Origin of the sequence: Actinophytocola oryzae, assembly GCF_004364325.1 — a bacterium.
Classification (GTDB): domain Bacteria; phylum Actinomycetota; class Actinomycetes; order Mycobacteriales; family Pseudonocardiaceae; genus Actinophytocola; species Actinophytocola oryzae.
The window spans coordinates 133,681-147,505 of the sequence record NZ_SOCP01000016.1 but is presented as its reverse complement, the minus strand read 5'-3'; the positions used below and the strand labels follow the sequence as shown (position 1 = coordinate 147,505).

General features: G+C 73.1%; 6 protein-coding genes. 4 read left to right on the top strand and 2 right to left on the bottom strand.

Features of this window, described 5'->3' with window-relative positions; genetic code table 11:
- Nucleotides 1-229 precede the first annotated feature (229 nt).
- From CLV71_RS34375 to CLV71_RS34360, 4 genes are all read left to right on the top strand, one after another.
- Complete coding sequence (locus CLV71_RS34375; protein ID WP_243866974.1) at nt 230-1,195, top strand: AAA family ATPase; 966 nt, start codon at nt 230-232, stop codon at nt 1,193-1,195.
- Nucleotides 1,192-2,346: a DUF58 domain-containing protein gene (locus tag CLV71_RS34370; protein WP_208297890.1), complete on the top strand. Its 1,155-nt coding sequence runs from the start codon at nt 1,192-1,194 to the stop codon at nt 2,344-2,346. Before CLV71_RS34375 ends, CLV71_RS34370 begins: the two co-directional genes overlap by 4 nt.
- Nucleotides 2,343-4,520 (top strand): transglutaminase TgpA family protein, encoded by a 2,178-nt coding sequence (locus tag CLV71_RS34365; protein WP_166664383.1) that lies wholly within the window; start codon nt 2,343-2,345, stop codon nt 4,518-4,520. The genes CLV71_RS34370 and CLV71_RS34365 overlap by 4 nt, the downstream gene beginning before the upstream one ends.
- A gap of 230 nt (nt 4,521-4,750) precedes the next feature.
- A complete protein-coding gene (locus CLV71_RS34360; protein WP_133907066.1) occupies nt 4,751-7,606 on the top strand; it encodes a PKD domain-containing protein in 2,856 nt (951 codons plus the stop codon).
- A 7-nt stretch (nt 7,607-7,613) separates the two neighbouring features.
- On the opposite strand, the gene CLV71_RS34355 is transcribed toward CLV71_RS34360, so the two are convergent.
- Nucleotides 7,614-12,332, bottom strand: coding sequence for an nSTAND1 domain-containing NTPase (locus tag CLV71_RS34355; protein WP_166664382.1), 4,719 nt, complete (start codon nt 12,330-12,332; stop codon nt 7,614-7,616).
- A gap of 105 nt (nt 12,333-12,437) precedes the next feature.
- A complete protein-coding gene (locus tag CLV71_RS34350; protein ID WP_133907064.1) occupies nt 12,438-13,742 on the bottom strand; it encodes a helix-turn-helix domain-containing protein in 1,305 nt (434 codons plus the stop codon).
- Between the last annotated feature and the right edge of the window lie 83 nt (nt 13,743-13,825).

Sequence of the window (13,825 nt, the reverse complement as noted above, 5' to 3'; positions counted from 1 at the left end):
GACCAACAGGGTGAGGGTGGCGCCGGAGAACGCGGGTCCGGAGCCTCGACCTGGTTTCCGGCTCCCGACCGTCTCCCCGGGCCTCGGGACCCGGCGGCGGGCGACGACTGGATTTCGGTGAGTTTTTCGCCAGGCTGGTGATATGTCGCGTGGCCCTGCCCCTAGGATCGGAGGTCCCTGCGTGAGCCTGACGCACACCTTGCCGCAGCGAGGGTCTGGAGCGAAGCACGTGCCAGGAGCAGCGACATCCCACCGGCGTTTTCGCGAGCTGTCCGGGAATATCGATGACTTCATCCGAGGCAAGCCGGAGGTGGTCCGGCTCGCCCTGGTCTGCCTGCTCGCCGAGGGCCACCTCCTGATCGAGGACGTGCCCGGCGTCGCGAAAACCTCGCTGGCCAAGGCGATCGCGCGGTCCGTCGCGGGTGCGCAGGTGCGGCGGATCCAGTTCACGCCCGACCTCCTGCCCAGCGACGTGACGGGTGTGCAGGTCTACGACCAGGCCAGCGGGCGCTTCGAGTTCCGGCAGGGCCCCGTGTTCGCCAACATCCTGCTCGGCGACGAGATCAACCGCGCGTCGCCGAAGACGCAGTCCGCCCTGCTGGAGGTGATGGCCGAACACCAGGTGACGGTGGACGGCGTCGCCCACCCCGTGCCGCACCCGTTCCTGTGCATCGCGACCCAGAACCCCGTCGAGCACCAGGGCACCTACGCGCTGCCGGAGGCCCAGCTCGACCGGTTCCTGATGCGGATCACGATCGGCTACCCGGAGGAGCTCGCCGACGAGGTGTCGATCGTCGCGGACGGGCTCGCCAGGCGCAGGCCCGAGGAGCTGAAGCCGGTGATCGAGCTGGCCGAGCTGCGCAAGACGATCAGCGACCTGCGCAACCTCCACGTCTCACCGAAACTGCAGGCCTATGTCGCCACCATCACCAGGGCCACCCGCAGGCACCCCGACGTGCGCCTCGGCGTCAGCCCCCGGGGCAGCATCGCGCTGGCCACCGCCGCGCAGGCCTACGCCGCCTCGATGGGGCGGGAGTTCGTCACCGCCGACGACGTGAAGGCCGTCGCCGTGCCCGTGTTGAGCCACCGGCTGCTGCTGACCTCCGACGCCAGGTTCCAGCGGCGCGCACCGGAGGCGATCGTGACGGAGATCCTCGCGGGCGTCCCGGTGCCGCGTGCGGCGGAGGGGCCGTGATCACGCGCGCCGGTGCCGGGGTCGTCGGGGCGGCCGCGGTGCTGCTGCCCGCCGGGATGTGGGCCGACTACCCCGAACTGGTCATGCTCGGCCTCGCCTGTGTCGCGGCCCTGCTGGTCGGGGTGGTGTGGCTGCTCGCCCGGCCGAGTCTGGCCGCGACGCGGGAGATCAGCCCGAACCGGGTGGCGGCCGGGACCTCCGCCTACGGCGTCCTGACCGTGACGAACACCGGGCGACGGCGCAGTCCTCCCTCGCTGGTGGTCGAAGCCGTCGCCGGGCGCCGCCTCGCCGTGCCCCTGCCCAGCCTCGCCGCCGGTGCCGGGTTCGGGACCGTGTACCCGCTGCCCGCGGACCGTCGCGGCCGGTACGTGATCCCCCCGCCCGCGGTCGGTCACGCCGATCCGTTGCGGTTGTTCACCGTCGAGCGTCGCCAGGGTGGCGAGTCGGTGCTGTACGTGCATCCCGCGGTGCACCCGATCGCGTCGATGCCGCTCGGCGGACCGCGTGACCTGGAGGGGCCCACGTCGGTCAGCTCGCCCCAGGGCGGCGTCGCCTTCCACAGCCTGCGCGACTACCTGCCGGGTGACGACTGCAGGCGCATCCACTGGAAGTCCACCGCGCGGACCGGCACCCTCATGGTCCGGAACAACGTCGTCCCCGACGAGCCACGCCACCTCGTCGTCCTCGACACCAGTGTGGCGCCCTACGACGACGACACCTTCGAGGAGGCCGTCCAGGTGGCCGCGTCGATGTGCGTCGCGGCAGGCCACGCAGGCCACCCGGTCGCCTGCCGCACCACCGGGGACGTGCCGGACGAGACGGGATCACCGTGGGACAGCCGGGTTTCCCCGGCACTGGACCTCCTGTCCGGCGCGGTGCGTACCCCCGGCGACCCCGGCCTGCCCGCCCTCGCCGACCTCGTGCGCGACGTGGTCGCGGCGGGGGAGGGCGCCGCGCTCACCGTCGTCACCGGCAGGGCCGAGCCGAGGCACCTGGAACCGCTCGCGGCGATGCGGGCGGACTTTCCCACCGTCAGCGTCGTCCGCCTCGGCGCGACGACCGGGTCCTCGGTCTTGTCCGGCGTTCTCACCGTCGATGCCCGCACCAGCACGGAGTTCGCGGTCAGATGGAACCAGTTGTTCCCACGGTGAGCGGGAAGCGACCGAGAGCGGTGACGCCGGTCCGGCTCACCGAGGTCGTCCTGTGCGTGGTGGCGACGATCGCGACCGCCCTGCTGTACGGCCGTTTCTTCGGCGGCGCGGGATATCTGCCCTCGGTGTGCGCCGCGGCGGTGACGGGCGCCGCGATCGCCTCGGTCGCCGGGCCGCGGCGGTGGGGACCGTACCGAACGTCGGCGGCGGCGGTGGGCGGGTTCGTCCTCCTGGCCGTCTACGGCGTCTTCCGCGACACCGTCGAGTACGGCCTGCCCACCCGGGCGACGGCCGAGGCGCTGCGGCAGGGTGTGGTCGGTGGCTGGGTACGCATGCTCGCCGTCGCGCCACCCGCCGAGCCGACCGGTGAGCTGCTGGTCACGCCGGTGCTGATCACCTGGACCGCGGCGTTCGCGGCCACCGTGCTCGCCCTGCGCACCCGTGCGGTGTTCGCTCCGGTGGTGCCCGCGGTCGTGGCGTTCGCCGCCGCGCTGGTGCTGGTCGGCCGCCAGCCGGGCATCCAGGTCCTCGCCACCGCGGTGTTCCTGGTCGCCGTGTTCTCGCTGGTGTTGCTGCGAGCCGGGGACTCGAGTCCTGTCGCGGCAGGCCGCCTCGCCTTCGGCGGCCCGGTCGTCGTCGTGGTGGCGGTGCTCGGGGTGCTGGGCGGTGTGGTGCTGCCGCTGGCCTCCGGTGAGCAACGCTTCGATCCCCGAACGCTGGTGCCGCCGCCCGTGCGCGTCACCGAAGCGCTCACCCCGCTCGCCGGGCTCAAGGCCCAGCTGCGGGAGCAGCCACCCCGCACGCTGTTCACCGTCGGGATCGCAGGCGGCGCCGAGGTCGACCGGATCAGGGTCGCGGCCCTCGACGCCTTCGACGGCGTGACGTGGACGTCACGGGACCGGTTCCTGGTGGCCGGCAACCAACTTGCCGCGGACCCCGCGATGACCAGGGGCCGGCCGGTGTCCGCACGGGTCACGATCGAGGGCCTCGCCGGGCCGTACCTGCCCGTGGTCGGCTGGCCCGTCCAGCTCGACCTCGGCGACACCGCCGGCTTCAGCACCTCCTCGGGCGTCCTCGTCGGCACCCGGCGGACACCGCGCGGGACCACCTACACCGTCGTGGGACAGACCGCCGACCGCGACGGCGGCCTCGTGCGGACCTCACCAAGTGGCGCCCCCGGGTACACCGCCCTGCCCTCGGACATGCCACCACTGCTGGAGACGTGGGCGCAGCGGCTCACGGCAGGCGAGACCAGGCCCTACGGCAAGCTGGTCGCGATCGAGGAGTACCTGCGCGGCCTGCCCTACCGGCTCGACGTGCCGCCGGGACACTCCTACGCCGCGCTGGTCAGGATGCTGACCGCGAGCGGCGAAGGCTATGCGGAGCAACACGCGTCGGCCTTCGCGGTGCTCGCCAGGGTTCTGGGCTTCCCGGCGCGGGTCGCCGTCGGCTACCGGCTGGACGACAGCTCGGCAGGCACCCACGAGGTGACCACCCAGGACGCGCACGCGTGGGCGGAGGTGCACTTCGACGGCTACGGCTGGGTCGCGTTCGAACCCACCGACCTGCCGGGCGACACGCGTGAGCGGCCGGAGAGCCCCGCCGCGGCGCCGCGGCAGTCACCGAACCCGCCGCTGGACACCCCGCCGCCCGTGGCGGACCGGCCGAGCACACGAGCCCGCCCGGACGGCGACCAGGACGGCGCCACGCGGGCCGCCGTGCTCGCGGCGGGGGTGCTGGCGGCCGTGGTTCTCCTTGGTGCGGCGGCGGTCCTCGCGGCGAAGACACGCAGGCGCCGAGTCCGCCGGCTCGCACCGGGCAACGCGGCACGTGTCACGGGCGCGTGGCTGGAAGCCGTCGACAGGTTGGTCGAACGCGGCATCGCGGTGCCGGCGTCCCTGACGGCCCACGAGGTGGCCGAGCGGGCGGTGCGGGTGCTGGGCGCGGTTGCGGAACCGTTGGTGCCACTGGCATCGATCGCCACGGCCGCGGTCTACGCACCGGTCGAGCCGGACGACCACGCGGTCGAGGAGGCCTGGCGGCACGAGTCGGCACTGCGCCGCGGCCTCTACCCGGGGCGGCTGTCCCCACGCGGGCTGATCGCCAGACTCGATCCTCGACCGCTCCTCGCCGGCCTGCGCGCGTCCACCCACGCACCCGAGCCGGTGACGTGACCGGGAGACAGGGGATGACATGAGGATTCGGTTCCGCGCCGGCCCCGGACCGCGGCGGGTGACCGCCGGGGTGTCATGCGTCGGGGCGTTGGGTGTGCGTCCGCGTGGCGGGGCGGCCTGGGTGGTGTCCGGTGGGATCGGGCGGCTGTCGACGGGCTCGATCCTCGATCGCTCCCCACCGGCCTGCTCGCGTCCGAGCCGGTGACCTGACTGGGAGACAGGGGGATGACATGAGGTTTTCGTTCCGCGTCGGCCCGCGGCTGCGCCGGGCGACGGCAGGGATCGTCGCGGTCGCGATGGTGTTCGGGATCGTCGTGAGTTGGGACTCGCCCTGGGATCCTGTGCCCGGCGTGCGTCTGCATGCGGGCGCGGCCTGGGTGGCGTCCAACGCGATCGGGCAGTTGACCCTGCTGGACGGGGCGTCCGCGGAGGTGGCCGCCGGGGTTCCGCTCGGCCGGTCCGGTGGTGCCCTCCACACCGCCCAGCGCGGCGGGACCGGGTACGCGCTGGACTCGGGGCGGGGCCTCGTCTTCCGGATCGACGGCGCGACCCTCACCTTCGCCCGGAAGAGGTCACCGGTGGCGACCGGCCACGACGGGCTCGCCGTCTTCCCGACTCCCCACGCCTTCCTCATCCTGGACACCCGGCGCGGGCTGCTCGCCACGGCCGACCCCACCACCCTGGAACCCCGGGGCCGGCCGCATCCCCTCGACGTCGAGACGTCACCCGAGGACGTGGTGACGGACCCCGCCGGCCGCCTCTGGATGCTGGACAACCGCACCGGCGACCTGGTCTGGTTCGCCGACGGCCGCCGCCACTCACGAGCCCGCGCGGCCACCCCCGGTGCGAGCCGGCTCGCCGTCACCGACGGCAGGCCCGCGTTGCTGGACCCGGCTCGCCGCAGGATCCAGCTGCTCGACCCGGCGACCGGAGCGGTCACGAAGTCCGTCAAGGTCGACGTTCGGGCCGACGACGACGTCGCGGTCAGCGGGTCCCCGGAACGACGCCGGCTGCTGATCTCGGTCGGCTCGCGCGGGCGGTTCCTGAGCTGTGACCTCGACTCCGGCTCGTGCTCCCCGCCGGTCGCGCTCGGCGACGGGCCCATGGAACTCGGTCGGGCGGTCGAGGTCGGCGACCGCGCCTTCGTGCCCGACTACGCGACCGGCGGGGTCTCCGTCGTCGACCTCGCGACCTCGCGGGTGGTCGCGCGGCCACGGCTCTTCGACCGCCCCGTGCGGTTCGACCTGCTGACGCGGGACGGGGTGGTCTTCTACAACGACCCGGACAGCGACCAGGCCGGCGTCATCGACCCCGACGGCCGGGGCCGGCCCATCAGCAAGTACCGGCGTGGGGAGCTGAACCCGAAGGCACCCGGCACGGACGTCGTCGGCGAACCCGACGACGAGCCGCCCCTGGACGCCGGTCCCGACCCCCGGTCCGAGAACACGGTGTCCATCGCGGTCCGTCCCAGGGACCACGGGGCGGTCGGCGACGAGTTCGAGTTCACGGCCGTCGCCGGCGGCGACTCCGGTGTCACCAGCGCTCACTGGACCTTCGGCGACCGGACCCGAGCCACCGGCCTCACGGTGCGGCACCGGTGGGATCGGCCGGGGACCTACACCGTGAACCTCTCGGCGCTGCTGCGTGACGGGGAGGTCGTCACGGCGGCGACCCGGGTCGTCGTCGAGAACCCGAACGCGCCACCGCACATCGTGCGGGTCGACGTGGCACCCGACACCCCGCAGGTCGGCCGGCCGGTGCGGTTCAGCGCCGACCTGACCGGCAGACCCCCGCAGCGTACGGAGTGGACGGTGACCGGCGACCGGGGCACGGAGACGACGTCGCACGAGCCGCGGTTCGAGCACGTCTTCGACACGCCGGGGACCTACACCGTCACGCTCGAGGTGGGTGCCGGGGCCGCCTCCGACGCACAGTCCAAGCGGTTCACGGTGGTGCCCGCGTCGCGTGAGGTGAACTGCGGGGACACGATCGCCACCGACGCCGTCGTCACCAGGGACCTGGTCTGCCCCGGCGTCGCGCTCACGATCGCCGCGGGTGACGTCGTACTGGACCTCGGCGGCCACACCATCTCCACCGACCAGCCCCGCGACGACCGAAAGGGGATCGTGATCGGGGCCGGGCGGACGATCAGGAACATCACCGTGCGCAACGGAACGGTCAGCCGCTATCCGACCGGTATCGAGATGACCGACGTGCAGGACGTGACCGTCGAGACCGTCACGGTGTCGGCAGGCACGGCCGACGCGACCCCACCGGCCGTCGTGGGCGAGCACGCCGAGGAGGTACGGCTTCGCGGTGTCAGTGTGCGTGCCTACAACCCGTTCACGTTCGACCACGGCTCGAAGGTCGTCATCACCGGGTCGATCATCTCGGGGGACACCGGGCGAGGTGTGGCGAACTGCGGGTACGGCAGTTCGTGCTCGATCGAGGGCGGCGCCATCCGCCTGTACGGCCTTGGCTGCTACAGCGGCGATCTCGACGGGTTCAGCTCGTCCGTGAGCATCACGGGCAGCGACGACCTGAGCATCGCCTACCTGGGTCCCTACTGCGATTCGGTCACCGTGCGGGACAACGAACGGGTCACCCTCCTGGCCGACGCGAGTGCGAGACAGACCTACCTGACCGGAAATACCATGATCGGCAGAGAAGCACTCGGACTGTGGAACTCGTTCGAGGTCACCGGCAATTCCTTCAGTGGTTCGGAGACGAGGGGAATTATCATCTTCTCCGGTGACGGAGTGGTGTCGGGGAACAGGTTCGCGGGGAACGGCGGGTACGGGCTGCTGGTGAGTCCCATTCCCGGTGACGAGCCGCTCGGTCCGCTGGAGATCGTCGACAACGTGTTCGAGGGCAACGGCTTCGGCGGGGACGAGGGGGCGGGGTTCGACGGTCTCAGGGTCGAGAGCGCCGGTCCCGGCAGTGACATCACGGTGGCCCGCAACCACGCGAGGAACAACTTCCGCTACGGCATCAACGCGGACCCGGGGGCCGTCACCGACGGTGGCGGGAACACGAGCTCCGGCGGGCCGGAGAACTGCCTCGGCGTCGTCTGCGCGCCCGGCTGACCGGCCGTCACCGGGTGGCCGAGCACGGCGGGACCGGATCGGCCCCGCCGGGCAGGGCGGCGCGTTCTCCCGGCGTGTAGTCGCGGTCGTTGAGGTGGCACAGGTGCTCGATCCAGTGCCGGGGCTCCAGGTCGACCGTCAGCGGTCCCTGCCGGGTCAACGTGGTCAGCGTGTCGTCGTGCGTCGACCACGTGGTGGGCACGCCCGGCACGCGGAAGCTCGCGATCCGGCCGAGGACCTCCGAGTCCCACACGTGCAGCAGGCCGGCGTCCGAGGTCGTGACCAGCTTGCCGTCACGGGTGAACGTCACCATCGAGTGCGTGCCCGGCAACGACGCGAGGCGGGGCCGGGTGCCTTCGCCGTCGGGGTCCCACAGCTCGAGCCGCCCTGGGGTGAGGTAGTGCACGGCGACCCGCGACCTGGCCGGATCGGCGAGGATGTCCGGTGCGGCGACGCCGGAACCTCCCAGGGACTCCCACACGACCCGGTGGTCGTCCAGGTCCCACAGCTCCACGCCCGCGGTCGTGGCGACCAGCAGCCGGGCGGGCCGGATCGGCCAGCGGACCGCCACCGGATGCCGTTCGGCGCGGGGATCGTCCTCGACGCTGATGCCGTCGGCCAGGGAGGTCATCTCGCCGACGTGCTCGCCGGTGCTGATCCGCCAGGTCGTGACGTCGCCGGCGTACAGCACCGCCACCTTGTCGCCGGGCAGGGGGACGATCGAGGCGTGCGTGTCGGGAAGGGTCGGCGCGCCTGCGTAGACCGTGCGCACCACGGTCAGGTCGGCGGCCAGCAGAGTTGTCAGCTCGCCCGCGTTGCCCGCCACGAACAGCCTCTTCCCGTCGAGGCTGAAGGCGATCCTCGGGTTCGCGCCCAGAGTCGGCAGGTTGTCGGCGGTGCCCTCGACTCGCCGTCCCGTCCGCACGTCGACGGCGAGGATGCCGAAGTCCGGCCCCGCGCCGGTCAGCGCCACCAGCACCCGGCCGTCCGGGCTGAGCGCGGTCGCGGCGAGGTCCTGGGACAGGGCCGCCACGGTGGCGTCGTCGACCGACCGGGGTGGCGCCAGCCGCAGCAGCATCCCGGTCGACAGCACGAAGACCGTCGGGGGACCGGTGCCCGCGTCGGGGATCGCGACAGTCGTCTCCGTGCGGTGGCCGGTCAGGTTGTTCACCGGGTACTCGTGCCCCTCGGGCGGGGCGTCCACGAGGTAGGACCGGCCCGTCCCAAGGTCGACGAGGCCGCGCCGGGCGAACGACTCCTGCGCCGAGGGGCTGCCCGACAACGCGTACCTGCCGCTCAGGTCGGTGAGCCCGCCGTCGTCCGACGGGCAGTCGAGCACACGGGTGGTGCGCTTCGGCGCCCCGGTGGCGGGATCCAGGACCGCGAGCTGGGGCCCGCAGTCGGCGAACACGCCGTCCGGGGTGACGAAGTCCGCGGCTGTCTCGCCGAGCGCGGCGCCCGTCGACAGGTCACGCAGTACCTCGTGCCGCGTGCCGTCGGCGTGGTCCTCACCGAACCACGCGCGGCCACCGCCGGGTTCGGTCCGCCGCACGTGCACGTCCGTCACCCCGGGCGCGGCGCCGACGCCGCTCGTGATCTGCTGCCGCAGGGGCACGTCCCACACCTCGACGAGGTAGGGCGCACCCGGGGTCGTCGCGTACGCGTTGCGCAGCAGGGTCACGACGAGCACCCCGCCGTCCGGCGAGAACCGCGCGCTGCGCACGGAGTACGCCTCGAAGACGCGGGTTTCGTCCAGGCGCAGCGGAAGCGGGCCGAGGCCCTGGTCGACGTCCCAGAGCGTGACCCCACCGTGGTCGGTCGCGACCGCGAGCCAGCGGCCGTCCGGGCTCAGCAGCAGTCCGCGCTGCCCCGGGATGGTGGCCACGAACCAGCTGTGCGGAGTGGGTCCGAACAGACCGGTCCACACCGTGATCCTGCCGTCCTCCTCGGCGATGGCGCTCACCCGGCCGTCCTCGGTGCTGACGGCGGCGGTGACGGCGCCGGACCAGAGCCCCGACCGGATCTCGTCCACCGCCGCGAACCCGAGGTACTGGCGCAGCAACGCCGCGTAGGCCTCGGGTCTCGTCGGGTCGTGGCGCCACGCGGCCTGGGCGAACTGCAGTGCCGCGAACGGATCGGTGTCCGATCTGCGCTCCGCCTCCTGCCCGAGGGAGACCGCCACCGCGTGACGCAGCTGCTCGGCGAGCTGCTGATTGCGGTTGGCGGCCAGCACGGCGAGCGCGGTCGCCGTCAGGGCCAGCGCGCTGATCACCGCGGTGACGATCCGCCAGCCGAGCACGCCCCGGCGCTGGCGGACGCGGCTGGCGAGGACGTAGTCCCGTTCCTCGCCGGTGAGGCCGCGGGGGTGGTGGGCCAGCCAGTTCTCGGCCGTGGCGAGGGGGACGCCACGCAGCAGCGTGCTGGGATCGCGGCCGGACTGCCGCCACTGCCCGAGCGTGGTGCGCAGCTGTTCCTGCCATGACCGGAAGTCCTGTGCCGCGACGAGCCACTCACGGAGCTGCCGCCACCGCTGGACGAGTGCCTCGTGTGCCAGCGCGACGGTCTCCGGCCCGCCGGGTTCGATCCCGAGCACCACGAGGTGGTGCTCGGCGAGGGTTCTGGCCATGTCGCGTGCGTCCGGGTCGAGCTGGTCGAGCCGGACCGGGGTGTCGATGAAGGTGCCGTGCTCACCGGGTCTGGCGAGCTGAACCAGCAACCGCTCGGCGACCGCCAGCTCATCGGGCGCGAGCTGCCGCGTGCAGAGCCGGTCCGCGTGCGCGGCCAGGGCTCCGGCCACGCCGCCCTGCTCGTCGTAGGCGCGGTGGGTGAGAGTGCCGCCCTGCGCGGACTCCCACAGGCGCGTCAGGGTCAGCTCCACCACCGGGAGCCGGCCGGGGGCGTCGGTCGTGTCGGCGATGATCCGGTCCACCAGGCCGGGTTCGAACGACACGAGGTCGGCGGGCCCCACGATGGCGGCACGCAGCTCGGCAGGCCCCATCCTCGGCAGGGGCAGGGGGTGCGAGCGCTCGTCGGCGGCCAGGCCCGTGAACACCGCACGCAGTGGCGGGGTCCCGGCCGGTCGGGCCTGCGCCGCGCGCACGAGCCCCGCCACCAGCTCGGCCAGCTCCGTCGCCGAGTCCGGACTCGCCGCCACCAGCTCCTCGAACTGGTCCACGAACAGCACCCAGTGCCCGACGGCCTCGACGATCGCGTCGGCGAGCGGCGCGAGGTCCCCACGGGCCCGCTCGTGTCCGACGAGGGGCGTCACGGCGTTCGCCAGCAGCTCGGCCGGTGTGGTGTCGGCGGTCGGCCGCAGCACCGTCACCGAGATGTCCCGCTCACGCAGCGACGGAAGGAGACCGGCACGCACGAGCGAGGACTTGCCGCTGCCCGACGCCCCGGTGACCATGACGAGCCGGTGCTGCTCCAGCAGTGTCTCCAGCTGCCGGATCTGCGGGTCGCGGCCCCGGAAGAACCGGGCGTCCCGTTCCTGGAACGGCCGCAGCCCCCGGTAGGGAGACTCCGGTCGTGCCGTGCGGTGCAGCTCCGGGTCCGGTGCCGGCGCGGACCCCGGGTGCGCGTCGAGCAGCGCGATGAGCGCGGTGGCGTGGACGGTCCGCGCGGCCGCGTACCGGTGGTGCGCGAGGTCCGCCGGCGGCCGGAGCGTCGTCGCGGGCAGGTCGAGGAAGTCGGCGTAGGCGCTCGCCGCGCGGTGGAACTCGGCGCCACGGTCGAGCTCGGCAGGACCGAGCGCGAGGTCGTGCAGTGCGCGGAACAGGCTGCTGACCCGGTCGTTGGTGTGGGTGCGCAGCCGGGTCAGCCAGTCCCCGCCTTCCCTGCCGAGCAACAGAAGCCGCGCGGGAGGCGCGGTGGCCGCCCGCGCGCTCAGCGCGGCGGCCAGGGCGTGGACCTCCTCGAACCTGGTCTCGGCGTCGTCGACGACCACCAGCAGGGGTTTGTCGATCGCGCCGAGGTTGGTCAGGTCGGCGATGGTGGCGTTGTCGTGGACCAGCCCGGTGACCCAGCCCTGCCCCGCGACGTCCTGGCACAGCTGCTGGGCGAGCCGTGTCTTGCCCAGCCCGGCCGGGCCGGTGACCAGCTGCGCGGACACCTGTCTGGGGCCCGCGAGCCAGCGGGACAGGACGGCCAGCTCGCCGTCGCGCCCGGCGAAGGGCACGATGCGGTAGCCGGGGCGCAGCCACGCGACGGGTTCGAGCGCCCGGTTCGGTGGCGGCGAGGCGGCGAAGACCCGGTCCAGCAGGAGGTCGGGCACCAGGTCGCCGAGCTCCTCCATCAGCCTGGCGAGATCCCTGGTGTCGTTGCGGTGGCTCAGCCGCAGGAACTGGCAGCGCGCGAGCGGCGCGATGTCGGCGGGGAGGTCGACCTCGGCCAGCGCGACGGCGTGGTCGAGGAACACCGGGATGACCCGAAGGCCGTGGCGGAACGCCTCGGCGATCTCACGGTGCACCCAGTCGTCCGGCGCCTCGGTCTCCCTCCTGCGCTGCCGTTCGGTGATGGTCTGCCAGCGCGCGCCGATGATCGCCAGCAGCACGTCCGACTGCTCGAGGCGTTCCAGGATCTTCCTGGCGAAGTCCTCGCCGGGACGGATCGACCTGCTGGCCAGGAAGACGTGTTCCGCGCCGAAGCGCGAGGACAGCACCCTGGTGATCAGTGTGGCCGCGAACTCGCCGTCTCCGGTGCGGTAGTTGATGAATACCCCACCCACGTGCTCTCCCGCGGACACCGTCGCGTGATGGACCGTCGCTCAACGTGTCGAGGCTCGCAGTGTTCCCGTGGGATGGCAAGGGGTCGGTCGGGTCGGTCGGTGCGGTCAGAGCGTCGGTGTGCGCAGCGCCGCGCTCAGTCGCGGGTACACGTCGCGCACCGACTGCCGGGTGCGCCAGCGGGCGAGGGCCTGTGCCAGGCGGCGCAGGTCGTGGCGGATGGTGGCCGAGTCGACCACGGCGGCGGCGTCGAGGACCTGCTCGGTGAGCGCGCCGGCGTGGTCGACCTCGCCCGAGGCGAGACAGGCGAGTGCCCGCCGCGCACCGAAACGCGCGTAGGAGCGGCGGGCGGTCTCGGGGAGGATGAGCAGTTGCCGGTCGAGGACGTCCACCGCCTCCTGGGGCCTGCCGAGGTCGTGCAGGCACCAGCCGGCCACGAGCTCGCTCAGGCTCGCGCCCGCGACCGACGCCGAACCGATCACCGGGCCGGACGGCGAGTCGTGCTCGGTGTCGTCCAGCAGCGCCACCGCGATGTCGAGTGCCTGCCGGCACCGGTCGTAGTCGCAGGCGAGCGCGTGTCCCTGGGCCTCACGCAACGCGGCGAGCCCACGCACGCGCCGGGACGTCCCGGGGGCGGCCCGGGCCTGCCGCGCCAGCTCGATGGTGCCGACGGCGTCGTCGCGGTAGAGCGTGATCAGAGCCTGGCGGATCAGGGCGTAGGTGGCCAGTTCGGTGTCACCGGCCGCCTCACCCATCTCCACCGCGACACGGGTCCACCACAACGCGCCCCGTTCGTCGCCGGCCTCCTGGGCCATCCAGCCCGCGTACTCCGCGTAGCGTGCGGCCAGCCGCAGCAGCTTCTCCCGCAGCGGTGGGGAAGCCGCGCTGGCGATCCCGCGCAGCGTGTGGGTCTGGGCGATCACGGTCGGCAGCACGACGCTGGGACTCGTGGTCTGCCCCAGCAGCCGAACCTGCTCGAACAGCGAACGGAAGGCCGTGAGCGTGGCCTCCTGGTCGGCGGCTGCCGAGAAGCCCTGTGGGCGCAGGCTCAACCCGAACAACGACACGGCGCCGGTCGCGAGTGCCTCGCGCCGGGGCATGGGTACCAGCCAGCTCGATCCGTCCGGCGCCATGCTCATCACCCACAGTTCGCCACCGTGCTCGGCCTCGGCAACCGTCGGAGGGCTGTCGGGCTGGGTCTTGCCTGCCAGGGCGGCGAGTTGGCCGCCCGCGTCGAGGACCGCGTCACACCGGCGGGCGAGGTCGATGCCGGGCAGCTTGGACCCCGTCTCGACCTTGCCGAGGTGGCCCTTGCTGTAGTGCACCCGCTTGGCGAGCATCGACAGCGACCACCCCGCGGCCACCCTGCGCCGCCGCAGTTCCGCGCCGAAAGGGTCCGGCTGTTCAGTCATGAGCACCCCCGGCGCCGTCGACTGGTGACCAACGATGCCAGCCTAGCCACCGTGTCGGCCCCCGGAGCCGCGACGGGACATCG